The following is a 23,624-nucleotide window of genomic DNA, read 5'->3' as shown; positions in this document are numbered from 1 at the left end:
CACACCGAGATCGGCTTCCAGATCCAGCGACAACGCCAGCATGTCGGTCGGGTAACCGGTCTTGTCCGACACCACCTGCGACAACACCGACCACACCGCGTCGGCATCGAGCGCGGGGGGCTCACTCACCGTGACGGCGGCGGGCATCGCGGCCTGAGGAGCGGGCTCGGTGTCGACGGTCCGGCGCGTCGTGGGCACGTCCGCTGCTCGCGCCGGCTGCGGTTCGGGTGTCGCCGCGGTGCGTTGTGGAGCAGGCGAGTACGGGTGAGCGTTCGGCGCCGACGGCTCGGTGGCTGTGCGGTGGTCGAGCAGCGCCGCCGCGGGGGTGTGGCTGCCGTTCCCGTTGCCGGTGGGGAGTTCAGCGTGGAAGCCGTTGGTCCCGTGCGTGCTCGGAAAGTCGACGGTCGGCGCCGGGGACCCGAGTTCGAGACCGGACAGCGAGGCGAGGATCTCGTTGACCTGGACATGGGTCCGGCCGATCGCCAGGCTCTGTTCCTTGATCGCGTGCACGGTCTCGTGGAGGCGGTCATCGACGCCACCGGTGCGCTGGGCGTCGCGCAGAACCGAGACCAGCCCTTCGGCGACCTCGAGTTGACCCTGCGCGTACCGGCTGTGGATGTCGAGGTGCTGCTGGGCAGCCACGTCGTATCCGGTCGCGGGCTGATGCCCGATGGTCGACTCCGCCCGGACCGGCGCGACGGCCGGAGCTTCGGCGCTCACCAGTTCCCGAGTGACGGCGGGTGTTCGCGCGGCATCGTTGCGACCGGCGGTGTAGGCCTCGGTGGTGAGGCGCTCCCGCTCGGCGGTATGCGCTCGCGCGGCCACCTGCGCCTGTGCCGCGGCATCGGCTTCGGCGGCCGCTCGCGCCTGCGTGACGGCTTCCAACACGACCTTCTCCTCGATTCCCTTGCGGTAGAGGTCTTTCCGGGATTCCGGCACGAAATCGCGGCCGTTGAGCCGCACCACCATGCCGGGCGCCGCCGGCACCGCGAACGGCGCGGCGTCGTGGCGGTGGATGTCGACGATGGGCGCACCCAGCACCGCCAGCTGCAGCGCCGCCTTCTTGAGCGCGACGTCGCTGTCGCCGGTCGGCCCCTGATCGGTGGACAGGGCGATCACCTCGGCGCCGAGCGTGCGGCGCACGAGCGAGGTGAGCGTGGCCTTCGGACCGAACTCGACGAATACATTGCAGCCGTCGGCCTGCATGGCCCGCAGACCCGCCACGAACTCGACGGTCTCGAGCAACTGGTCGGTGAGCACGCGACGGTTGGTCGCGACCCGCGCGCCGTATTCGGCGTCGCGGGAGTTCGCGTAGATCTTGGCCTTGGGGGCGCGAATGGCGACACCCTTCACCGCGGCCTTGAACGGCTCGACCGCGTGGGCGACGTAGCGGGTGTGGAACGCGCCCGCCACCGACAGCTCGCGCACGGTCAGCCCCTGTGCCCGGCCCGCCGCGACGAACGCCGCGACGGCGTCGGTGCCGCCACCGACCACCACCTGGTCGGGTGCGTTGTGGTTGCACACGCTCACATCGGGATGGTCGGCGAGGATCGCGCCGACCTGATCGCGGTCGGCCTGCACCGCGGCCATGGTGCCCGCGTCGGCGTCGGTGTGGATCGCCATCGCCGCGCCGCGCGCCCTGGCGAGGGTGAAGTAGTCGACGGCGTCGAGCGAATCCACCGCCCACAGCGCGGTCAGCTCACCGAAGCTGTGGCCCATGAACCCTTCGCAGGTCAGGCCGCGCTCGGACAGGAACCGGTACTGGCCCACCGACAGCGCCGCGATCGCGGGCTGCGCGAACTCGGTGCGCCGCAACGTCGCCTCCTGGGCGTTGCGCAGCTCGGGATCGAACACCGGCGCCGGGAACACGACCGAGGCGGGCGGCCGTGCGGCGTCGGCGAATACGGCGTTGGCCTCGTCGAAGGCGCCCGCGACGGTGGGGTTGTTCAACACCGCGGCCAGGCCCATGTCCACGTACTGGCTGCCCTGGCCGGCGAACAGCGCGCCGATCTTCAGATCCGGCAGAGCACGTCGACGGAAGACGATGCCGCGCGGATGCGTCCACTCGTCGGCGTCACCGGCGAGTTCGGTCACCGCCAGCGCGCGCAGGGCCGCGGCGTCTTCGTCGTCGCGCGCCACGAACCCGACACGGGCGTGCTCGGCCGGAATCCCGGCGTCGCCGTTCGGGGCGGCGCCCGAGCTCAGCAGGCTCGCCAGTTCGGCCGTCGAGGCGGCGTGCCACAGCTGGACCCGCGCGGTGCGGTGCATCGTGAGCGCGTGCCCACGCCCCTCATTCGCTTCCTCGAGGATCGCGTGGAAGTTGGTGCCGCCGAAGCCCATCGCCGAGGCCGCCGCGCGGCGCTGCGGCCGGTGCGGATCACGGATCCACGGCCGGGTCCTGGTGTTGATGTAGAGCGGGGAGGTGTCGTCGAGCGCCTTGTTGGGCGCGGTGACATTGATCGTCGGGGGCAGCACCTTGTGGTGCAACGCCAGCGCCAGCTTGATCAGGCTGGCCGCGCCCGCGGCGCCCTTGGTGTGCCCGATCTGGGACTTCACGCTGCCGATCGCGGCGTACCCGATCTCGTCGGTCGCCTCACGCAGCACCGTGGTCAACGCGGCGAGTTCGGTCTGATCGCCGACGCGGGTGCCGGTGGCATGGGCCTCGAACAGCCCGATCGTGGCGGGCGAGCAGTCCGCGTCCTCGTAGGCGCGGTGCAGGGCGGCCTGCTGACCCTCGGCGCGCGGGGCGTAGATGCTCTTGAACCGCCCGTCGCTCGACGATCCGATGCCCTTGATCACCGCGTACACCCGGTCGCCGTCGCGCTCGGCGTCGGCGAGGCGCTTGAGGGCGATCATGCCGATGCCCTCACCGACCAGGGTGCCGTCGGCGCTGTCGTCGAGCGGCTTGATCACGCCCGAGCGAGACAGCGCCCCGACCTTGCTGAAGCACAGGTAGCCGAAGATCGAGTTCTCGGTGTCACAGCCACCGGTGATCATCATGTCGGCGCGACCGGACACCAGCTCGCTGATCGCGACGTGGACCGCCGACAGCGAGCTCGCGCACGCCGCGTCGACGGTGCAGTTCATGCCGCCGAGGTCGAGGCGGTTGGCGACCCGGCCCGCGATCACATTGCCCAGCAGACCGGGGAACGAGTTCTCCTCCCACGACGGGAAGGCGTCGGCGTACTTCTGCGCGATCTGTTCGGCGTCGGCCTGGGTCAGCCCACAACTGCGGATGACCTCCTTGAGCACCGGCGTCGACAGCCGGGCGGCCAGTGGGTGCGACAGCGTCGTCGGTCCGGCGACGCCGAGGACTACACCGGTGCGCTCGGGCCGGTACCAGTCCGAGCCGACCGCGCCCGCGTCGGCGAGCACGTCACGCGCTACGAGCAGGCTCAGCAACTGCACGACCGTGGTGACCTCGAGCTGGTTGGGCGGCAGCCCGAACTCGGTGACGCTGAACGGCATCTCGGGCACGAAACCGCCACGGCGGCAATAGGTCTTGTCGGGCGCCGTGGGGTCGGCGTCGTAGTAGTCGTCGAGGTTCCAGTGCGTGGAAGGCACGTCGGACATGCAGTCCGCGGCGTCGACGACGTTCTGCCAGAAGTCACGGAAGTTGGCGGCCATCGGGAACAGTCCGCTCAGTCCGACGATCGCGATCGGATTGTCGGCTAGTCGCCGCGTCATGGCCGGGTCTTCGGAGTGCCGAAGGTGGTCGTTCATGGTTGCTATCCCTTGTCTTCTGCTCAGAGTTGCGAAACTCGCACAGTCCGGACCTCGTCGATGAGGTCGGCCATCGCCGTACCGATGAGCTGATGGCCCGCCGGACTCGGATGCATGCCGTCCGGGGACCACATGACCGGGTCCGCGGTGATGGGTGCGTTCACCAAATCGAGTCGCACGAGATCGAACTCGTGGACGAGGTCGTCGAGATAGTCGTTGGCTTGCGCGAATCGCGACCGCAACACCGTGCGCGCGGATTCGGGCAGACCGGGCAGGCGGTCCGGGATATTCGGCCAGTTCGTGGTGAACACCAGCCGATCCGGGCGCGCCAGCCCGGCATAGATATGACGCAGGTTGCGGCGGAAGCGATCCGGGTCGTAGTCGGTGACCAGGTCGTTTCCACCGACGATCACGCCGATCAGTGGAGCATCGGCGGCCAGGGCGACCGGCAGCTGCCGATCGACGACGTCCTGGGTGGTGGCCCCGTAGGAACCGAGGTTCAGTATCACGCCGGAAATTCCGAGCAGGTGCTCGACGCGCGTGACAAATCCCGCGAAGGAGCCGTCGGCGTTGACCGAACCGCCGCGCCCCTCCGCGAAACTGTCGCCGAGCACCATCAGCTCATGCGTTGGCACCGAGTAATTTCGCGATGCGTTCCGGCGCGAAGAATTCCTCGCCGGTCATTCCGCCGCCGACCATCGCATAGAAGTCCGTGGCATATTCTTCGTTCTTTTCCAGCGCACGGAAAACGGCCAGCAATTGTGGAGTCAGTTCCAGCGTGGAAATCGTGCAGGTGAACTCGAAACTCGACTGCGATTTCTCATCACGCTCGCGCTGGTAATCGGCGAGTGCCTCGGCCATCGGTCGCTGATCGCTCAGACCCTCGTGCACCCGCTCGGCCAGCAGCGCCGCGTAGTCGAACGCGTCGGAGATGCCGAGCCCGGTGAACGGGTCCTTGTGGTACCCCGCGTCCCCGACCAGCGCCCAGCCTTCGCCGTGCGACTGGCGGCGGTAGTTGTCCGGGTACCGCATCGGGGTGAAACGCTCCTCGCGCTTGCCCTTGGTGACCAGTTCCTCGGCGAACTCGGGCAGGATCTCGCGAGCGACCTTCACGAAGTTGGCCTCGACGTCGGCACGGAAATCAGCGTAGGTGTCGATCTTGCGCATGACCGCCACGAGGGTCTGGTCGTTGTGGGTCGGCCAGATGCCGATCTGCTGCTTGTCGCCGATCCGGCTGTGGAACTCCGACACCGACAGGCCGCTGAAGTAGCTGTAGTAGATGAAGCACTCGGCCGCGACCTTCGTGTAGGTCTCGGCGCCGACAGCGTTGGCGACGAACGAGTTGGTGCCGTCCGCGCCGATCACGATGCGGGCCCGCTCCTCGGCGATCTCACCACCGGCTACCGAGCCGCGAATACCGACGACCACCCCGTCTTCGATGATCAGCTCGCTCACGGTGTAGCCGGTGCGCACCTCGGCGCCGGCGTCCCGTGCCCCCTCGACCAGGATCGCGTCGAGTTCGGTACGGCGTGGCGCGTAGGTGGCATCGATGCCCTGGATGGGATCGGCGAATCCCGCGATGACGATGTCGAGGTAGGACACCGTCATCCGCTTGATCGCCGGCACACCGGTGGCGATCAGCTTGTCGAGCAGGCCCCACTGGGCCAGCCGCGCCAGCCCGCGCTGCTGAATGTAGTGCGTCGAGATGGTGTCACTCGGGAACGTGGCACGGTCGACCACGAGGACTCGATGCCCCTGCCTCGCCAGCAACATGGCAACCGGTGAACCCGCGCACCGCGCGCCGACAACAATCGCGTCATACATCAGGGTGACTCCTCAGTAAATGAAACGCTTATGCCCCCGGTTGCGATTTTACGGAGTCCAACCGCTCGATCCGCGGACCGATTTCCAATCGGATTACATGCATAGACGTTCCAGAACAATGATTTCGATTATTAGCGATCCAGCAGCTCGGATGAATAGTTGAATTCAACTTCCGTTCATCACGAAAAACGGTTCGGTATGGGCTAATTGGGGCATGCCAACTGGAAATGAACCGGCCCCCGGAATCGCCGCAGCACAGGCACGGCTGACGAATATGACGGGTGCCGCGACCCCGGACTACGAACAGATACGCAAGACTGTCGACACGCTCGTCCCGTTCGTGAATCTGGTGGGAGTGCGCATGACCGAGCTGGGACCGGGCTCGGCGGTGGCCGAGATCCCCGAGGCACCGGCGATGAGCAATCACCTGGGCACGGTGCACGCGGGTGCGCTGTTCCTCGCCGCCGAAGTCGCCTGCGCCGGTGCGTTTTCCGGCATCATCGCGCCACGCATCCTGCACGTGCGGACCTTCGTGCTGCGCGGCAACAAGGCCACCTTCTTCCGGCCCGCGCGCGGTCGGATCCGCGCCAGTGGCACGGTGAGCTCCCCGATCCTGGCCGACGTGGTCGGGCGCGCGACCGAGGAGCAGTTCGACATCGCGGGCAAGGCGCTGCTGCACGATGACAGCGGCGCCTTGCTCGCGAAGGTGGATTTCGAGTACTTCTGCTGGCTCGGCGCGGCCTAGCCCGGGTACAGCGTGGTGATGACGGCGGCGAAATCGGCTTCGATCACCGCGCGGCGCAGCCGCAACGACGCTGTCAGCTGACCCTTCTCCATCGAGAAGTCCTCCGCGAGAACGGCGAACCGGCGAATCGACTCCGCACGCGAGACGAGCCGGTTCGCCGCCTCGACACCGGCGGAGATCTCCGCGAGGAGCTGGGCGTCCTCGGTCGGGACCCCGGCCGACACATCCACGCCGTGCGCCGCGGCCCAACGAGCCAGCACCACCGGATCGACGGTGATCAAGGCGGTCACATACGGTCGGCCTTCCCCGACGAGCATGCAATTGCTCACCAGGGCATGCAGCCGAACCCGGTCCTCGAGCGGCGCGGGCGCCACGTTCTTGCCGCCGCTGGTGACGATGATCTCCTTGCGCCGACCGGTGATGAACAGGAATCCGTCCTCATCGAGTCGGCCGAGATCGCCGGTGGCCAGCCAGTTCTCGGCCGAGTGGCCACCGTCGGGCCAATACCCCGGGAAGACCTGCGGGCCACGGACCAGGATCTCGCCGTCGTCGGCGATGGCGACCGTGGTGCCGGGCACCGGTCGGCCGACCGCGCCCGCCCGATTGGCATGCGGCGCACTCATACTGACCGTCGACGACGCCTCGGTCAGGCCGTACGCGCCGATGATCTCCACGCCGATTCCGGCGAAGAAGTCCGCTGTCGACGGTTCCAGCGACGCACCGCCGGCGACCATGTGCTCGAGCCGCCCGCCGAGCATGCCCCGCCACTGCTTCGCGATCTGCGCGTCGATCTCCGCGCTCGCCGGGGGCTGTTGACCGCGCCTGCGCGCATGACCGACGGCGATCGCCGCCGCCTCCGCGGCGTCGTATCGATCACTGCCGAGCGCCTGGCGGGCCGCCTTGCGGATCTTCTCCAGCACATAGGGGACGCCGATCAGGAAGGTCGGCGCGAAGACCGGCAGCTCGGCGGGCAGCTGCGCGGGACTGGCGACCAGCCCGGTGCGGACCCCGGCCATCACGCAGCCGAACTGCACCACCCGCCCGTACACGTGCGCGAGCGGGAGGAACAGCAGCGTCGACGCGGGATCGCCGGGGGTGCGCCGGAATACGGTGTCGAGCAGTTCGACCACGTTGGCCGCGGCGGCGAAGATATTGCGGTGCGTCAGCAGGCAGCCCTTCGGGACGCCGGTCGTGCCGCTGGTGTAGACGATCGTCGCGACGTCATCGGCGCGCACCGCCAGCCGGGCCTCGGTGGCCTGCGCGTCGGCGACCACTTCGCCCTGCTCGGTCAGCACGGGCAACGAGGCTCCCAACAGCCAGGCCCGACCGCGCAGCTGTTCCCCCGCGGCGGCCGCGATCAGCTCACCCTGTTCGGCGGTCTCCACGAAACACGCGCTCGGTCCACAATCGGCCACGATGTGCTGGATCTGCTCGGCCGACGACGTGGGATACACCGGCACGGCCACCGCACCCACGCTCAGCACGGCGAAGTCCGCGGCCGACCATTCGAAACTCGTCCCACCGAGGATCAGCACCCGATCGCCGACGCCGATCCCGTTGGCCGACAAGCCTTTCGCGAGTCCGAGGACGACGCCCGCGAACTCGCCGAAGGTGACGTCGAGCCAGCCCTGTGCCGTCTTGCGACTGAACACGACGGCCGAGGGATCGACCGCGGCCTTGCGGAAGACCACATCGGCCAGGTTGTCGTCGTCAGCCATCGTGACCAGCGGCGCGACGCTGTATTCCTGTGCGATCCGGTATTCGCCTACCGCGTTGGCGCTCGCCCCGGCGGCATCCGCTTGTCCAGTAGCGTGCACGGTGCTGCTCATCGCGACTCGATCGGGGACAGCGGGGCCGGAACAAAGGTGGCACAGCGGCCCGGCAGCCGCACACCCGCCGCGCGCAACTGGCTCACGCGGGTGGCGAACGCCGCGCCGTGCATGATCTGCAGCCCGACCTCGGCGACGTGGCGGTTCGTCGGGGCAGCCAGGTAGGTTCCGGCGACCCAGTCGTTGAACGCGCCCATCGCGGGTCCGCACCAGATCTGATAGTCGAGGGTGCGCTCGGGCGTCGCGGCCGTGCTCCAGCCCGACGACCGACCCAGATACCACCGGAAGATCAGCGCCATCCGGCGTTTCGGGTTCCCTTCGGCGCGCGCGATCTGCTCGGGGTCACGCTCGCGGAAGTAGACCAGGCAGTCGTTCCACACCTCGTCGAACGAGCGGGCCAGGATGCGCTGTTCGATCTCGGCGCGTTCGGCGGCGGGGATCGCCTCGATGCCGTCGTAACGCCGATAGGTGTCGTACAGCCGCCGCGCCCGGCTCGCGAACATGGTGCCGCGTTGCAGCACCTGCACGTCGACGCCGAGTTCGAACATGTCCGACGAGGGCGCCATGGTGGTGTCGGCGACGCCCGCCGCGGCCAGCAGCCGCTTCGCCGTCTCGGACTGCGCCGCTTCGACAGTGGCCTGATTGACCGACCCGGTGACCACGTAGGAGGCGCCCATCGCGAAGGCCGCCGCGGCGGCCGCGGGGGTACCGATGCCACCGGCCGCGCCGACCCGGACCCGCTGGGCGAAACCGTATTCGCGCTGGATCCGTTCGCGCACCGCCAGCAGCGACGGCAACAGCACCACCAGCGGACGGCGGTCGGTGTGGCCACCGGAGTCCGCCTCACCGGTGATGTCGTCGGCCATCGGGACCGACGCCGCCAGGTGCGCCTGCTCGGCGGTGATCTCCCCCGCGTCGAGCAATCCGCGCACCAGATGCTCCGGCGCCGGACGCAGGAACAGTTCGGCAACCTCTGCGCGAGACACCTTGGCTATCACCCGGTTTCGGGCGACGACCTGACCGTTCTGGTCACGATGCAGGCCGGCCAGCCGGTACCGCACCACCTGCGGGGTCAGGTCGAGGAAGGCCGAGGCCTCCACGCAGCGCACCTCGTGGCGCAGGCAGGCGTCGACGATCGCCCGCTCCAGCGCGTTCTCGCTGGGGCTGTGGATCAGGTTGCAGGCGAAGGGTTTTCCCGGTACCTCACGGGTGATCGTGGCCAGCGCCTCGTCGATGCGGGCGGGCAGCACACCGGCGGCGCCGAACGAGGCGAGCAAGCCCGCCCGCGCCATCGCGATCACCATCGGGGCCGAGGCGATCCCGTTGGCCATCGCTCCGGCGTGGTAGGCGAAGTTCACGCCATGGGTCTGCCGGAACTCGTTGTTGCCCAGCGTTTCCGGACGAAGGGCCGGAGCCGCCGCCAGCACCTGCGCGCCACGAGCGGTGCCCGCGTCGTTGGTGACCGCGACACCGCGATCGTCGCGGACCACGAACACCGGCTTGTCCAATTCCGACAGCGCACGGTAGATGGAGTTGTCGTCCCTGGCGAGCGCCGAGGGTACAAGGGAAGTCGTCACTGTGCCAATCCTTCTGAGAGTCCGAGGGCAGGGGTCGCTATCGAGAGGTGCCACGAACGACGCACGTCGGCGCCCGGAGTGGTCGACCATCCCGCGGCGAGGCGGTCAGCCATCGCCACCGGATCGGTCGACCGTCGCCGGGCAATCGGGCTGCGCTAGGCGAGAAAATCGGTGGTCGATGCCGAATCGGCCATCGCTACCGGGGCGGTCGGCCTTCGACAACCCAGGCCGCGACCGCGGGCGCGACCAGTTCGCTGTCCTTCACCCAGGACGCGTGGCCGATATGGGTGAACCCCGAGGTCCGGTCGATGTGCCAGCGGTGCCGCTGCGCGGCCCCCATCCGCTCGCTCAGGTACCGCACCGTCGACACGGGGCCGAGCCGGTCGCCGTCGAGCGAGACGAGCAGGACCGGCAGCGTGAATTCGCGCAGCAACCGGTCGTAGTCGCGGGTGCTGCCGCTGGGCCGGTAGTTGCCGGTGCGCAGGTGGCGAGCCCAGTCGAGCATCACGCCCGCGGTCATCGGCCCGATCCCGCTGCCACCGGTCCACCGGCCGCGCAGCCGGGTGACCACGCCGACCGACAGTCCGCTCGCCAGCACCTCGAGCCGCCTGCGCAGTTCGAACGACCACCAGTACACCGAACCGGTGCCGATGGTGGTGACGCTCGCGACCCGTTCCGGTTCGGCCGCCGCGAACAGCAGCGCGAGCTGTCCGCCGAGACTGTGCCCGAACAGGTGCAGCGGCGCCTGCGGGAACCGCTCCCGCAGCGCGTCCGCCACCGCGGGCAGATCGACCTCGATCAGCTCGCGATAGCCGAACCCGGGACCTTCCCCCAGCGCGGGTAGGCTGTCGCCCTGCGCCCGCAGATCGAGAACGGCGGCCGTGAGACCGACCGCGTGCAAGGCCGTGACCAACGGCAGGTAGTACTTGGCCTTGATGGCCATGGCGGGCAGGATCAGCACCACCGGCGCGGCCGGATCGGCCTGCGCCAGTATTCGTACCGCCAGCGCCGCGCCGTCGGGGGTGGCGACGGTGGTCGATTCCAGCCCGGCGATCTCGGTGCGTTGCTCGCTCATCACGCCTCCGCGGCGAGGGTGCACACGTAGTCGAGCGAGACCTTGCCGACCAGCACACCCGCGGTGTCGTACATCAGCGCCCGTGCGTCCACGTCCAGCCGCCGGCCGCCCTCGGCCGCCAGCACCGTCGCGACGTCGCTGGGATCGATGACCCCGATCGCCCGGATCCGGCCGATGGCGGGTTTGCGGAACGACAGTCGCGCGTCGCGCAGCACCAGGGTGTCGATGGCCGACAACCGAGACGCCAGCGCGCCCACGAAGGCGCACGCGCCGGCGATATCGGCGGCCAGGAATTGCGCACCGGCGTGCACGGTCCGCAGATGGTTGAGGATGTAGGGCTCGTCGGGAATTTCCACGATCGCGCGGTGCGGACCGATTTCGGTGATCTCGGTACCCGCGTGGGTGCCGAACGGAACCAACTTGCTCACAATTCGCTGCAGCTGCAAGAAGTCCGGATTATCCGGATCGATCGACTCGAATACCGAACCGAGGGTGGCTGAGGTTTTCAGTTCAGGTGCCATGAATTAATTGCACCATCCGCACCCACCGATTCGTATTTCCATTGCCGATCTCAATCGACCGAATGGAAATCAACTCGCCAGCGGTTCTCCGTACACTTTGCCGCGGATAGTGGATTGCAGGAAATTCTTCGTCGAATCGAGGCTGTCCAGGAATACCTGCACCACTTCGTTGGGACTATCGACGCGCCAGGCTACCTGTAATTCCACCACCGGTTCCGGATCGACGAGGGGAACCACCTTCAATCCCATCGGCCGCGGCTCGTCCATGCTGATGAACGACGCGAACCCCACATACCGGCGGGCCGCCACGGTGATCTCGGTGGCCACCGAGTCGTTCATGTACTCGGCGACCTTCGGGAACGCGCCCGCCCGCTCGCCCGCGGTCATGATGGCGTCGTACATCGCCGGACTCACCTCGCGATTGAACAGCACGCACGGCGTGTCGGCCAGTTCGCGGATCGAGATCGAGGACCGATCCGCCCATCGATGCCCCTGCCCGACCAGCGCGCCGATGCGCATCTGCAGCAGACATCGCGACAGCACCGACCCGCCGTTGGACGTGCCGCCGTAGAGCAGCCCCACATCGAGCTCCCCTCGGGTGAGCGCGGTGAGCTGCGGACCGGAGCGACCCGAGCTGAGTTTGGTCGTGATGTTGGGATAGTGCGCGTGCAATTGGGCCAGCGACCTGGGCATGATGAGCTGCCCGGCCCGCCCGTTGAAGCCGATGTTGATCTTGCCCATGCGCCCGGCGGCGATGTCTCGGACGGTGTTGGTCGCCGAGTGCACCTCCCCGAGGATCCGCCGCGCGTCGGCGCGGAACGCCTCACCCGCGGGGGTCAGCTGCACCACCCGCGACGTCCGGGACACCAGTTCGACGCCGAGATGGCGTTCCAGGCGCTTGAGCTGCTGGCTGAGTGACGGTTGCGTGAGATGGAGCCTGGCGGCCGCCCTTCCGAAGTGCAGTTCATCAGCGATGGCAAGAAATGCCTCGATATGCCGTGTCTCCATAGTGCGCGCCTCGCGTTGTCAGGTACATGACTCGTCCGAGATATGCACTCTGTATAGCGGCATCGCACGTCACCGGGGAACGGGCCCGTGAAGCGCAGGTGAGCAGCGACTAAATTCCTGCCGACCCCACGGCGTGTCCGCCACGCCTCGCGGTTCCCCGCGTCGCGGGCGGCACCGTGAACACGATCGATCGGTTACTCGAATCGCTGCTTGCGAAAAAGCCGATGATCCACGTCTTGACACGGCGATCCATTTCGTACCGTAATTGATCAATAATGCGTTCTACGTTGTCGCCCGAGACATCGGGGTGGAAGACTTTTATCCGGTCCAGGCGAAGTAAGTTCGACGCCGTTTTCGAAGGAGCCCGGAATATGACAACCACGGTTGCCAGCCAGCACGACGCCGAGTCGACACTGGCCGAACTGTTCGCTCCCGATACCCGCCCCGATCCGTATCCCGTTCACCGCGCCCTGCGCACGAAGTCCCCGTTGGTCACCAAAGGCGGCGACCTCGTGATCATCGCCAACTACGCCGATTGCCAGCAGGTGCTGCGCGACCCCTCGGTTCGCAACGACCCCAAGCTTTCCCGCCTCGGCAAGGATCATCCCGAACGCCCGGAATCCCTGCTGTTCCTCGATCCGCCCGCGCATACCCGGATTCGCCGGCTCGTGTCGAAAGCCTTCACCCCCAGGGTTATTCGGGCTTCGCAGCCGCAGATCCACTCGATCGTCGACGATCTCATCGAGAAGATCGCGAGCAAGAGCGAATTCGACGTGATCTCCGAATTCGCGCTGCCGCTGCCGGTGCGCATCATGTGCGCGCTGCTCGGCATCCCCGTCGAGGAGTTCGGTGACTTCGAACCCGCCGCACGTCGACTGGGTCGCGTCCTCGACTTCAACCTCGTCGTGCACAACGACGATCTCGATGACGCCGAGGGCGCGCGCAACGAGCTGATGAACTACCTGGTCAACCTGATCGCCCGTCGGCGCGGCAACCTCGGCGACGACCTGCTCTCGCGCCTCATCGAGGTCGAGGAGGAAGGCGAGGTGCTCAGCGAGGGTGAGCTGCTCGCCACCTGCGTGCTGCTGATGGTCGCCGGTCACGAGACCACCGCCAACCTCATCGCCAACGGCGTGCTCGCGCTGCTCCAGCACCCGCAACAGCGCGAAATCCTCGCCGCCGACCCCGAATTGGGGATCAGCGCCGCCGACGAGGTACTGCGCTACGACGCGCCGATCCAGTTCGTGATGCGCATCGCCACCCGTGACATGGAGGTGAGCGGCACCGCGATCACCCCCGGCACCGCGATGCTGGTGCTGCTCGCCGCGGCCAATCGCGATCCCGAGCGCTACCCCGACGCCGACCGCTTCGACGTCGCCCGAGGCGCGGCCGACCATCTCGCCTTCTCGGCCGGCGCCCACTTCTGCCTCGCCGCGGCGCTGGGCCGGGCCGAGGGCGCCGCCGCGCTGTCCGCCTTCGCCGGCCGGGTGATCGACCCGGTGCTCGTCCCGGGATCGGTGCTGTACCGGCCCAATGTGAACCTGCGTGGCATTCAGGAAATGACCGTCACGCATGGCGGAGTCCGACTCCGTTGACATCCGATTCGACCACCCCCTCCACAGAAAGCCTGTTATGAAAACGCACCACCACGGCCGCAAGGCCGGATGGGGGATCGTGCTCGTCGCGGTCACCACGCTGCTCGCAGCCTGCGGCCAGGACACCTCGGCCCCGGTCGCGGCCGACGACCCGGTGACCATCACCTTCCTGTCCTACACCTACGGACAGACCAACCCGCTGGGCAAGGGCATCGAGAAGTTGATCAACGACTTCCAGACCGCCAACCCGAAGATCACGGTCAAGCCGCAGTCGGTCCCGACGGCCGACGCGCTCACCAAGCTCCAGAGCGAAGTGGTGGCGGGTAACCCGCCCGACGTCGCGCAGATCGGCTGGAGCAAGGTCGCGCAGGCTTCGCAGACCTTGCCGCTGCGTTCGCTCGAGGAGGTCGCCGGGACCGACGAGTGGAACAAGCACATGGCGGGCTTCGTGCCGTCGGTACTGAAGGCGACCCCGGTGGCAGGTGCCAAGAAGCCGGTCGCGATGCCGTTCATGATGGCCACCCCGGTGGTCTTCTACAACGCCGACCTGTTCACCGCCGCCGGGCTCGATCCGGCCCAGCCGCCCAAGACGATGGCCCAGCTCAAGCAGGCCGCGCAGGCGATCAAGGACAAGACCGAGGCCCAGGGCGTGTACGTCTCGGCCGTCGACCCGGGCAAGTCCGACTACCTGACCCAGTCCCTGGTCAACAGCGCCGGCGGCGCGCTGGTGTCGAGCAGCGGTGAAGTCACCGTCGACTCGGCCCCGGTCATCACCGCGCTGTCGACGATCCAGGATCTGACCAAGTCCGGTGTACAGCCCGCCGTCGACTTCGCTTCCGCGCAAAGCGCTTTCAACTCGGGCAAGCTCGGCATGCTGGTCACCACCGGTGGCGGTCTGCTCACGCTCGACGCGGCGGCCAAGGGCAAGTTCGCCCTGCAGGTGGCGCCGCTGCCCGCCTTCGACAATCTGCCCGCCCGCCCCACCTTCTCCGGCTCCGGCCTGACGATCGTGGCCAAGGACGCGGCCAAGGCGAAGGCGGCGTGGAAGTTCGTGCAGTACATGACCAATGACGAGAGCTTCAAGCTCATCGCCTCGCAGATGGGGTACCTGCCGCTGCGGACCGCGGCGGCGGCCTCGGCCGACCCGCGCCTCGGCTCGGCCGTCAAGCAGATGGCCGATCTGGTTCCCTACACCGCGTTCCCCGGCAAGCAGTCCAACCAGGGCGTCGTCATCCTCCAGGACGATGCCGTCGAACCGATCGTCCTGCGCGGCGCCGACCCGACGGCGACCCTGCGCGCCGCCGCCGCGAAGATCCGCGGACTCAACTGAGTTCGCGCACCATCCGCTGACCACCACCCCCTCGAAGAGAGACACAGTTGTCACACCAGGTATTCGCACACACGCCACCGAACGGTTCGACCGACGGTGGCGCGATCCCGAACAAGATCGGCCTGACGGTCAATCCGTGGTCGGGAAAGCAGCTCCTACGCTCCGATTTCGAGGAGATGCGCGAATTCCTCGATGAGGCCGCGACCGCCGGGTTCGGCTATGCCGAACTCGGTGGCTGCGGCCTCGGGGTGGTGATCGGCGGACAGGTGCAGCGCTCCCGGCTGGCGGCGCTACGCGACGCGCTGGCCGGTTGCCGCGTCCGGCTCACCCTGCACAGTTCGTGGCATTCGTCCGGACGCACCGGCAATCTGCTCGACACCGGGTCCGCGTCCTCCCAGCAACTCGGTCTGCTGGCGGATCTGGAGATCGCCGCCGCGATCGGCGCCGAGGTGCTGGTCTACCACGCCGGAGTGCTGCCGAGCCTCTACAGCGACGGTGCGGCACTGACCGAGGGCATGGCGACCGAGCGCACGATGTTGCGTGAGCTCGCCGACGAATCCGGCGCGCGCGGGGTCACGATCGCGATCGAGAACCGGGCGCCCGGCCCCGCGGTACTCACCCGCCGTTCCTACGGGATGCGGCTGGATCTGGTCGCCGAGCAGGTGCGCCAGATCGATCACCCCGCGGTGACGATGTGCCTCGATGTCGGCCACGCGTACCTGTCGGCCGGCTACCTGAACTACGACTTCCTGGCCGCGATCCGCGAAGTCGCCCCGGTTGTCGGCCACGTTCACCTGCACGACAATTTCGGCCGGATGCCGCGCCAGCCCGACGCGAACCCGTACGAACTCGAACTCCTCGGTGAGGGCGATCTGCACCTGCCGCCCGGCTGGGGCACGATCCCGCTGGACGAGGTGCTGGCGACGCCCTTCCCACAAGACCCGGCGATCATCATCGAGATGCGCCACGCCCGCCACCACGCGGAAGCCCTGGACACCACCCGGCGGCTGCTCGATGCGCGAGCCCGGTCATGACGCTCACCAAGGACCCCGAGATCACGCCGACAGCGCGTGTGGTCACGCCGAAGTCGCGCGTGGTCGAGCGCCCCGCCGCGACCGGGCTCGCCTGGCTGTACTTCTCGCCGACCATGCTCGCGATCACCGTGTGGGTCTACGGCCCGCTGCTGTTCACCGCGGTACTCAGCTTCCTCGACTGGAACCTGGTGTCGCCCGACATCGCGTTCAACGGTCTGAAGAACTACGAAACCCTGCTCACCGAGCCGGAATTCGGCAACGCGGCCTGGAACACGCTGAAGTACGCGGTGTTCGTGCTGCCGTTCGCGACGGTGGTGCCGTGCGCGCTGGCCATCGCGCTGTGGAAGCGCCCCGGCCGGATGAGCGAGTTCTACCGGATGCTGCTGTTCATGCCGGTCGTGCTCGCGCCGGTCGCCAACGCGCTGTCGTGGCAGTTCATCCTGGATCCGCTGTACGGCAGCCTCAATCAGGTACTCGGTTTCGCCGGGGTGGAACCGGTCAACTGGCTCGGTGACCCCGCCACCGCGCTACCGACCGTCGTGGTGGTGACCGCCCCGAAGGTGGTGGCGCTCAACACCTTGCTCTTCGGCGCGGCGCTGGCGAACCTGGACCGCCGCACCATCGACGCGGCGCGCCTCGACGACGCCACCGAGGGCGAGATCACCCGCTCGATCATCCTGCCCCAGCTGCGACGCCCGATCATTCTGCTCGGACTGCTGTCGATGGTGGTGGTGTGGCCGTGGTTGTTCACCAATATCGGGGTGCTCACCCGAGGTGGACCCAGCAATGCCACCGACAACGTCTACTACCGGCTCTACACCTACGGTTTCACCTTTTTCGACGCGGGCACCGCATCGGCGGCGGCCATCGTCATCGCGCTCGCGTTCGGGCTGCTCCTGACCGTTCACACCCTGCTCTCGAGGAGATTCCGTGCGACGCGGTGACGCGATCGGCAGACACCTGCTACTGATCACAGCCATTGTGCTGATGCTGTTCCCGGTGGCGATGGCCTTGGCCACCTCGTTCAAGCCGGTGTCGACCATCTTCGATCTGAATCCGATCCCGCTTCCGGCGAGCTTGGAGAACTACGACAAGGCAGTGGGCAAGTTCCCGATCGGCACGCTGCTGTGGAACACCTTCGTGATGGCCGCGGGCGTCACCATCGCGACCATGCTCGTCGCCCTGCCCGCCGCCTACGCGCTGGTGCGCTTCGACAAGGCGCGCGGTCGTGGTTTCGTCCTCGCGGCCGTGGGCATTTCGCTGCTGATCCCGCCGCAGGCGCTGATCATCCCGCAGTTCCTGATGACCGCGAAACTGGGCTGGCAGGGGCACACGATCGGGGTGATCATCCCGCAGCTCGGCGTCAGCGCGCTCGCGGTGCTGTTGCTGCGCGACCACATTCGGTCGGTGCCGCAATCACTGATCGGCGCCGCCGTGCTGGAGGGCGCTACCTCGTGGGAGGTCCTGCGGCACGTGGTCCTCGGCGTGATGCGCCCAGCACTGGGCGCGGTGGCGATCCTGCTGTTCATCAGTACGTGGAACGAGTTCCTGTGGCCGCTGCTGGTGATGCCCGATCCCGAGGACACCACCATCCAGCCCGGTCTGGCGCTGTTCCTCGGCCCGGAGAGCGCGGACTACGGACCGATGCTCGCCGCGGCGATGCTGGCCTCGCTGCCGGTCATCGTGATCTATGTCCTGGCGTCGCGACGGATCGCGGACGCCTTCCTTCATTCAGGGGTTCGGTAATCGACATGACCAGTCTCAGTGTGAGCGAGCCCCCGGTGCTGACCACCGAGCTCGATCTCTCGGCCGGCGTGGTGCTCGACAGCATCACCAAGCAATACGGCGAGGACCGCCCGGCCCTCGACGTGGACCTGCTGCACGTACCCGGACAGTCGCTGACCGTGCTGGTCGGCCCGTCCGGTTGCGGCAAATCGACCGCGCTCGGCGTGGTGTCCGGTCTGATCACCCCCACCTCGGGGCGGGTGCTCATCGAGGGCGCCGACGTCACCGAGGTGGCGCCGGGTCGACGCGGAGTCTCGATGGTCTTCCAGGACTTCGCGCTGTACCCGCACATGACCGTCGAGCGCAATATCTCCTTCGGCCTGCGCCTGGAGGGCAAGCACAACCGCAAGTCCGGGCTGGACAGCACCGAGATCGAACGACGGGTGGCCGGTGCGTGCGAGAGCCTCGGGCTCAGCGAGCTGCGCCACCGCAAGCCCGCCCAGCTCTCGGGCGGTCAGCGTCAGCGGGTCGGGCTGGCCAGGGCGATCGTGCGGCAGCCGAAGGTGCTGTTGCTCGACGAGCCGCTGTCCGCGCTCGACGCGCAGCTACGTCAGCAGGCGCGGGTGGAGCTGGTGCGATTGCATCGCGAGCTCGGCAATACGGTCGTTCTCGTCACCCATGACCAGCTCGAGGCGTTGTCGATGGCGACCCACCTGGTGGTGATGAACAATTCTCGGGTGCTGCAGGTCGGCAGTCCGGCGCAGGTGTACCGGCGACCGGTCGATCTGTTCGTCGCGACGTTCCTCGGCAGCCCCCCGATGAACCTGTCGACGGTGACCATGAACGAGGCACGTGACGAGATGACCGGGCGCGGCGTGGAAGTGCTGCTCCCCCGCGCCATCCCCGGTATCCCCGCCGAGCTGACATTGGGCTGGCGGCCCGGCGACGGCACGCTGCGACGCCACGACGGCCCCGGCTTGCTCGTGCACGGTGTGGTGGAGCTGGTCGAGTTCACCGGCGACGCCAAGATCGCGCAGTGCACCGGCGAATCGGGTCGATGGGCCGTGACACTGCCCGCGAACGATCCGGCTCCCGAGATCGGCGCGCGCATCCAGGTGTTCGTCCCGGCTGACCGGCTGCACCTGTTCGACCCCGAAAACGGCTCTCGCGTTACGGCTTTCGATGCACCTGTTGATCACCAACGATGACGGATACCGCGCGCCGGGGCTGCTGGCGTTAGCGCAAGCCGTGCGGACGCTCGGCATCGACGCGACGGTGGTAGCACCGAGCGGGCCGATGTCGGGTGCGAGCCAGTCCCGGCGCAGCGGCGTCGCGGTGGAGTGGGAGTGGGCGGCCCCGACCGCCGGAATTCCGACGATTCACGTGGGATCGACCCCGGCGGCCTGCGTGGTGTTCGCGCTGACCTCCGGGGTCCTCGCGCCGGTGGATCTGTGCCTGAGCGGGGTGAACGCGGGCGAGAACATCGGCGCCACCCTGAATGTCAGCGGCACCTACGGTGCCGTTCAGGAGGCGGGAGCGCGCGGTGTGCCCGGCATCGCGCTCTCGCGCGAGTTCGGTGGACCGTGGGACGCGCCGCACGATTGGGACTGGAGCTGGGTCGCCGGGGCGAGCGCCGCGACCCTCACCACACTGCTGGCGGCGCGGGCGGGCTGGTTCACCGCGAACGTCAACTTCTCCGGCTTCGACCGGGGCGCCGATCCGGTCTACACCCGGGTCAGCCGCGCGCGGTATTACACCGACGTCTTCGACATCGCCCAGGGCGCCATCCTCAGCACGATCGGCTACCGTGCCGAGGACCTGGCGCCCGACGACGACATCACCGCCTTCGCCGAACAGCGGCGAACCAGCATCACCCTCGTCCGGCGGGCTTGAACGGTTCGGACCGCAACGCGGTCTTGACGACCTTCCCGCCGGGGTTGCGCGGCAACGGCGCCGTGCGCACCGAGAAGTACTGGGGCACTTTGAAATCGGCGAGCCGCTCGCGCAGGTAGTCGAGCACGGCGGTCTCGTCGAACTCGGCGCCCGCGAGCGGCACCACCACCGCGCCGACCTTCTCGCCCATCATGTCGTCGGGTACCCCGACCACCGCGGATTCGCCGATGCCAGGGGCGCCGGCGAGAGCGTTCTCCACCTCGACGCAGTACACGTTCTCGCCACCGCGGTTGATCATGTCCTTGGCCCGATCGGCGATCGAGACCAGTCCCCGCTCGTCGATGCGGGCGAGGTCGCCGGTGCGCATCCAGCCGTCGACGAAGGTCGAGGCGGTGGCGGCGGGGTTGTTCCAGTAGCCGGCGACCACCGTGGCGCCGCGGATGAGCAGTTCGCCGACACCGCTGACAGGATCGGGTGCGTCGATGGCCAGGTCGATGATCGGCGCGGCGAACCCCACCGATTCCGCGTGTTCGGTGGCCCATTCGTGGGGCAGGTAGGTCGCGATCGACGCGGTCTCGGTGAGCCCGAAACCGTTGGCCAACCGGGCATTCGGGAAGTTGGCGGCGATCTCGGCGACCAGCGCGGGCGCGACCGGCGCGCCGCCGTAGGCGACCCGGTTCACCGCGCTCAGATCGAAGTCGGCGAAGTCGGGTTGGCGGAACGCGAGGAAGTAGATGGCGGGGGTATTGGTGAGCGAGGTGATGCGCTCCTCGACGATCACCCGCAGGAAATCCTGAATCTTGAACTGCGGCAAGATGATCGTGGCGCCACCGATGGCCAGCTGGGGAATCAGCTGGCTGTTGCAGGCGGTGACGTGGAACAGCGGCACCGAGACCAGGTTGCGCAGGGTCGGACCTTCGTCGGCGGCGATGTGGGCGAGCCGACGGACGTTCTCCACGGTGGACAGCAGGTTGCGATGGGTGGTCATCGCCCCCTTGGGGCGGCCGGTCGTCCCACTGGTGTAGAAGATCGCCGCCAGATCGGTGGGGCCCGCGCCTTCGTAGACGTAGGGATCACCCTGCGGCAGTGGCTCATTCGGCCGCAGAATCGACGCGGCGTCGGAATCGGTGAGCACATGGTCGATTTCGGGTTCGGCGAACCGGGTGTTGACCGGCACCGCCACCGCGCCGGCGAGCACGATTCCCAGAAAGCCGACCACCCATTCGGTTCCGGCGTTCAGCAGGATGGCGACGCGCTCGCCCGGCTGAATTCCCCTGTCCCGCAGCCCACCGGCGACCCGGGCGGCACGGTCCCACAGCTGCCGGTACGAGAGCCGCTCGCCGCCGAACTCGACGACGGCTTCCTGCTCCGGCCACGTCGCCACGGTGTGGCGCAGCATGTCCACCAGGGAATCGGGCAGGTCGGCGTAGTGCGCCACACCGTGCTCGTCGCGAAAGATCCCCGCGGTGTCGAACGGTCGCACCGTCATCGCCCACCCTGCGGGTTCAGCAACGAAGCGAGGTTGTCCTCGGCGAAGAACTCCCGGCCGCTGAGCCCGCCCGCCATCATCCGGAACCACTGCTGGGTGTGCGTGGCGCTGCCCGGCAACGCGCGCATCACCTCGACGTGCTTGTCCGGCAACACCAGTCGCGAGGAATCGCAGGTGAACCGGTACATGGGCTTGCTCGACCGATCCCGCTGCGCCTGATACTCGGCGAGCGCCTCGTCGAGTGGCCGTGCCGCCGACAGCCCCTCGTGCACGCGCTCGGCCAGCAGGTCGGCGTAGGTGAACGCGTCACTGATCCCGAGGCCGGTGAAGGGGTCCTTGTGATATCCGGCGTCGCCGACCAGCGCCCACCCGGGGCCGTGCGATTCGCGATAGAAGTTCTCCGGGTAGCGGGCGATGTAGAACCGTTCCTCGCGTTCGCCGGTGTCGAGCAATTCGGCGAGGTCGGGCGCGGTCTCCTTGAACGCCAACGCGAAGTTGCCCTCGACATCGGCGCGGAACGGCGCGAACCGGTCGACGTATTGCACACACCAGATCAGCGTCTTGCCGTCGTGGGTCGGCCAGCCGCCGACCGCCTGCTTGTCGCCGATCCGCAACTGGCTCTGCATGGTCAGGCCGGACCAGTACGAGTAGGCGGTGAAGGTCTCCCCCGGGATCACGTCGTACTTCTGGGCCCCGGTGAGCTGGGCGACGGTCGAGGCGTACCCGTCGGCGCCGATGACCAGGCGCGCGTGTTCGGTGACGGGTTCGCCGTCGCGGTCGCGACCGACGATGCCGGTGACGAACTCACCGTCGCGCACCAGATCCGTCACGGTGACGCCTTCGCGCAGATCCACCCCGGCCTCGCGGGCGGCGTCCTGCAACAAGGCGTCGAGCACGAAGCGGCGCGGCGCGTAGGTCTCGGCGATCCCGTCGATCGGATCGGAGAAGCCGGAGAAGTGGGCGTCGGCGTAGGACATCGTGATCGAGTGGATGGGCGTGCAGCCGGTGGCTTTCAGCCGATCGAGCAGGCCCCAGTCGCGCAGTCGCGCCAGGCCGCTCTGCCGCAGCATGTGCGTCGAAACAGCATCCTTGGGGAACAGCGCCTGGTCGACGCAGATCACCCGGTAGCCACGCCGCGCGAGCAGCATCGCCACCGTGGCACCGGCGCAGCGCGCGCCGACAACAATGACATCGTGCACAGTCTTCGACCTTTCAGGCATCGAGCACGAGACGGTCCGTGCGCGCTCGGGAAACGCAGATCATCATGGTTTTGCCCGACTCTTGTTCGGCCGGGGTGAGCACCGAATCACGGTGCTCGACTTCGCCTTCGAGCACCGTGGTCTCGCAGGTCGCGCACGTACCCTCACGGCACGACCACAGCACGTCGGCACCCGCTCGCTCCATCGCGTCGAGGACCGACGACCCCGCCGGTACTTCGACGGTCCGGCCGGAGCGGTTGAGCACCACGGTCGTCGTCCGGTCGGGTCCGGTCGCCGCGATCTCCTTGGGATGAAAACGCTCCACCCTCAGGGCATCGGCGACACAGTGCTGCTCGACCGCGGCCAGCAGCGGCTCGGGGCCACAGCAGTACACGAGGGTGCCCGAGGCCACCGGTTCGAGGATCTGGGCCAGCGGCATCAGCCCGACCTCGTCCTGCGCGTAGCGACGCACTCGGGCACCGTAGGCGGCCAACTCGTCGGCGAAGGCCATCCGCGCGCCGGTGCGGCCGCCGTAGTGCAATTGCCAATCGGCGCCGCGCTGTTCGAGCTCACCGATCATCGGCAACAACGGGGTGATCCCGATGCCGCCGGCGATCAGAACATAGCTGCCCGCCTGCGTGAGCGGGAAATTGTTGCGTGGCTCCCGGATTTCCAACAGCGTGCCCGGTCGCGCATTCTCGTGCATCCACGCCGACCCGCCACGACCCTGCTCCTCGAGCAGCACCGCGATGCGATAACTGTCCCGATTCGCGGGATCGCCACACAGCGAGTACTGGCGAACGACGCCGTCGGGCAGGACGACATCCAGGTGCGCACCCGGTGCCCACGGCGGCAGTGGCGCGCCGCCGGGGTCGGTGAGCACGAAGGACAGTACGCCCTCTGATTCGTAGGTGATGGACCGAATTCGCACAATCGCGCTGATCACACGACGAGTCTGGCAGGGGTTCGGCGACCCGAGCGGATTGATACTTTCAACGAATTGCCGGATTGAAATGGGGTCGATCGACTATCGGCCGTCGGCGGAAAGAAGCGCTCG

General features: G+C 68.0%; 19 protein-coding genes. 8 read left to right on the top strand and 11 right to left on the bottom strand.

Annotated features, from left to right (window positions below):
- The 3 genes from NA12_RS17765 to NA12_RS17755 form a co-directional block, all read right to left on the bottom strand.
- On the bottom strand, window positions 1-3,723 hold a 3,723-nt coding region (locus tag NA12_RS17765), incomplete at its 3' end, for a type I polyketide synthase (RefSeq protein ID WP_218017145.1).
- A gap of 23 nt (window positions 3,724-3,746) precedes the next feature.
- Window positions 3,747-4,358, bottom strand: coding sequence for a GDSL-type esterase/lipase family protein (locus NA12_RS17760; RefSeq protein WP_207905628.1), 612 nt, complete (start codon window positions 4,356-4,358; stop codon window positions 3,747-3,749).
- Complete coding sequence (locus NA12_RS17755; protein ID WP_067452004.1) at window positions 4,345-5,547, bottom strand: NAD(P)/FAD-dependent oxidoreductase; 1,203 nt, start codon at window positions 5,545-5,547, stop codon at window positions 4,345-4,347. Before NA12_RS17755 ends, NA12_RS17760 begins: the two co-directional genes overlap by 14 nt.
- 214 nt (window positions 5,548-5,761) lie before the next feature.
- Between NA12_RS17755 and NA12_RS17750 the strand changes: the two genes are divergently transcribed.
- The gene (locus NA12_RS17750; RefSeq protein WP_084472863.1) at window positions 5,762-6,292 is read left to right on the top strand and encodes a PaaI family thioesterase; all 531 of its coding nucleotides are present in this window, start codon (window positions 5,762-5,764) and stop codon (window positions 6,290-6,292) included.
- Here NA12_RS17750 and NA12_RS17745 read toward each other — a convergent pair.
- The 5 genes from NA12_RS17745 to NA12_RS17725 all read right to left on the bottom strand — a co-directional run bounded on the left by NA12_RS17745 (window position 6,289) and on the right by NA12_RS17725 (window position 12,302).
- A complete protein-coding gene (locus NA12_RS17745) occupies window positions 6,289-8,121 on the bottom strand; it encodes an AMP-dependent synthetase/ligase (RefSeq protein ID WP_084472862.1) in 1,833 nt (610 codons plus the stop codon). The two genes, NA12_RS17750 and NA12_RS17745, sit on opposite strands and share 4 nt — an antisense overlap.
- The gene (locus tag NA12_RS17740; RefSeq protein WP_067452000.1) at window positions 8,118-9,698 is read right to left on the bottom strand and encodes a PfaD family polyunsaturated fatty acid/polyketide biosynthesis protein; all 1,581 of its coding nucleotides are present in this window, start codon (window positions 9,696-9,698) and stop codon (window positions 8,118-8,120) included. The genes NA12_RS17745 and NA12_RS17740 overlap by 4 nt, the downstream gene beginning before the upstream one ends.
- 196 nt (window positions 9,699-9,894) lie before the next feature.
- Window positions 9,895-10,773, bottom strand: coding sequence for an alpha/beta hydrolase family protein (locus NA12_RS17735; protein ID WP_067451997.1), 879 nt, complete (start codon window positions 10,771-10,773; stop codon window positions 9,895-9,897).
- Window positions 10,773-11,294, bottom strand: coding sequence for a DUF4442 domain-containing protein (locus NA12_RS17730; protein WP_084472860.1), 522 nt, complete (start codon window positions 11,292-11,294; stop codon window positions 10,773-10,775). Before NA12_RS17730 ends, NA12_RS17735 begins: the two co-directional genes overlap by 1 nt.
- A 69-nt stretch (window positions 11,295-11,363) precedes the next feature.
- Entirely contained in the window at window positions 11,364-12,302 is a 939-nt protein-coding gene (locus tag NA12_RS17725; protein ID WP_067451995.1) for a LysR family transcriptional regulator, read from the bottom strand.
- Between the two features lie 371 nt (window positions 12,303-12,673).
- Here NA12_RS17725 and NA12_RS17720 point away from each other — a divergent pair, with 371 nt between their 5' ends.
- From NA12_RS17720 to NA12_RS17690, 7 genes are read left to right on the top strand one after another with little or no spacing between them, the layout of a single operon-like run.
- Window positions 12,674-13,897, top strand: a complete 1,224-nt coding sequence (locus NA12_RS17720) for a cytochrome P450 (RefSeq protein WP_067451993.1) — start codon at window positions 12,674-12,676, stop codon at window positions 13,895-13,897.
- Between the two features lie 37 nt (window positions 13,898-13,934).
- Window positions 13,935-15,227 carry an ABC transporter substrate-binding protein gene (locus tag NA12_RS17715; protein ID WP_084472858.1) on the top strand — a complete coding sequence of 431 codons (1,293 nt, stop codon included), beginning with the start codon at window positions 13,935-13,937 and terminating at the stop codon, window positions 15,225-15,227.
- Between the two features lie 47 nt (window positions 15,228-15,274).
- Complete coding sequence (locus tag NA12_RS17710) at window positions 15,275-16,261, top strand: sugar phosphate isomerase/epimerase family protein (protein WP_067451988.1); 987 nt, start codon at window positions 15,275-15,277, stop codon at window positions 16,259-16,261.
- The gene (locus NA12_RS17705) at window positions 16,258-17,205 is read left to right on the top strand and encodes a carbohydrate ABC transporter permease (RefSeq protein ID WP_067451982.1); all 948 of its coding nucleotides are present in this window, start codon (window positions 16,258-16,260) and stop codon (window positions 17,203-17,205) included. The genes NA12_RS17710 and NA12_RS17705 overlap by 4 nt, the downstream gene beginning before the upstream one ends.
- On the top strand, window positions 17,192-18,007 hold the full coding sequence (locus NA12_RS17700; protein ID WP_067451980.1) for a carbohydrate ABC transporter permease: 816 nt from the start codon (window positions 17,192-17,194) through the stop codon (window positions 18,005-18,007). Before NA12_RS17705 ends, NA12_RS17700 begins: the two co-directional genes overlap by 14 nt.
- Before the next feature lie 5 nt (window positions 18,008-18,012).
- The gene (locus tag NA12_RS17695) at window positions 18,013-19,194 is read left to right on the top strand and encodes an ABC transporter ATP-binding protein (protein ID WP_067451978.1); all 1,182 of its coding nucleotides are present in this window, start codon (window positions 18,013-18,015) and stop codon (window positions 19,192-19,194) included.
- The gene (locus tag NA12_RS17690; protein WP_165914827.1) at window positions 19,178-19,879 is read left to right on the top strand and encodes a 5'/3'-nucleotidase SurE; all 702 of its coding nucleotides are present in this window, start codon (window positions 19,178-19,180) and stop codon (window positions 19,877-19,879) included. Before NA12_RS17695 ends, NA12_RS17690 begins: the two co-directional genes overlap by 17 nt.
- Here the strand turns inward: NA12_RS17690 and NA12_RS17685 are convergent.
- From NA12_RS17685 to NA12_RS17675, 3 genes are read right to left on the bottom strand one after another with little or no spacing between them, the layout of a single operon-like run.
- Window positions 19,857-21,368, bottom strand: a complete 1,512-nt coding sequence (locus NA12_RS17685; RefSeq protein WP_067451972.1) for a class I adenylate-forming enzyme family protein — start codon at window positions 21,366-21,368, stop codon at window positions 19,857-19,859. The two genes, NA12_RS17690 and NA12_RS17685, sit on opposite strands and share 23 nt — an antisense overlap.
- Complete coding sequence (locus tag NA12_RS17680) at window positions 21,365-22,567, bottom strand: FAD-dependent oxidoreductase (protein WP_067451969.1); 1,203 nt, start codon at window positions 22,565-22,567, stop codon at window positions 21,365-21,367. The genes NA12_RS17685 and NA12_RS17680 overlap by 4 nt, the downstream gene beginning before the upstream one ends.
- A 13-nt stretch (window positions 22,568-22,580) precedes the next feature.
- A complete protein-coding gene (locus NA12_RS17675) occupies window positions 22,581-23,513 on the bottom strand; it encodes a PDR/VanB family oxidoreductase (RefSeq protein WP_067451966.1) in 933 nt (310 codons plus the stop codon).
- Window positions 23,514-23,624 lie beyond the last annotated feature (111 nt).

Source organism: Nocardia alba NBRC 108234 (assembly GCF_001612665.1).
Lineage (GTDB): Bacteria > Actinomycetota > Actinomycetes > Mycobacteriales > Mycobacteriaceae > Nocardia > Nocardia alba.
The sequence above is the reverse complement of the archived record's forward strand: the minus strand, read 5'-3'. Positions and strand labels throughout refer to the sequence as shown.

What these genes read in the sequence shown, in the direction of transcription:
- NA12_RS17720 (WP_067451993.1), top strand. Translation starts at nt 12,674, where the DNA reads ATGACAACCACGGTTGCCAGCCAGCACGACGCCGAGTCGACACTGGCC.
- NA12_RS17695 (WP_067451978.1), top strand. Translation starts at nt 18,013, where the DNA reads ATGACCAGTCTCAGTGTGAGCGAGCCCCCGGTGCTGACCACCGAGCTC.
- NA12_RS17705 (WP_067451982.1), top strand. Translation starts at nt 16,258, where the DNA reads ATGACGCTCACCAAGGACCCCGAGATCACGCCGACAGCGCGTGTGGTC.
- NA12_RS17745 (WP_084472862.1), bottom strand. Translation starts at nt 8,121, where the DNA reads ATGAGCAGCACCGTGCACGCTACTGGACAAGCGGATGCCGCCGGGGCG.
- NA12_RS17730 (WP_084472860.1), bottom strand. Translation starts at nt 11,294, where the DNA reads ATGGCACCTGAACTGAAAACCTCAGCCACCCTCGGTTCGGTATTCGAG.
- NA12_RS17750 (WP_084472863.1), top strand. Translation starts at nt 5,762, where the DNA reads ATGCCAACTGGAAATGAACCGGCCCCCGGAATCGCCGCAGCACAGGCA.
- NA12_RS17725 (WP_067451995.1), bottom strand. Translation starts at nt 12,302, where the DNA reads ATGGAGACACGGCATATCGAGGCATTTCTTGCCATCGCTGATGAACTG.
- NA12_RS17685 (WP_067451972.1), bottom strand. Translation starts at nt 21,368, where the DNA reads ATGACGGTGCGACCGTTCGACACCGCGGGGATCTTTCGCGACGAGCAC.
- NA12_RS17755 (WP_067452004.1), bottom strand. Translation starts at nt 5,547, where the DNA reads ATGTATGACGCGATTGTTGTCGGCGCGCGGTGCGCGGGTTCACCGGTT.
- NA12_RS17715 (WP_084472858.1), top strand. Translation starts at nt 13,935, where the DNA reads ATGAAAACGCACCACCACGGCCGCAAGGCCGGATGGGGGATCGTGCTC.
- NA12_RS17735 (WP_067451997.1), bottom strand. Translation starts at nt 10,773, where the DNA reads ATGAGCGAGCAACGCACCGAGATCGCCGGGCTGGAATCGACCACCGTC.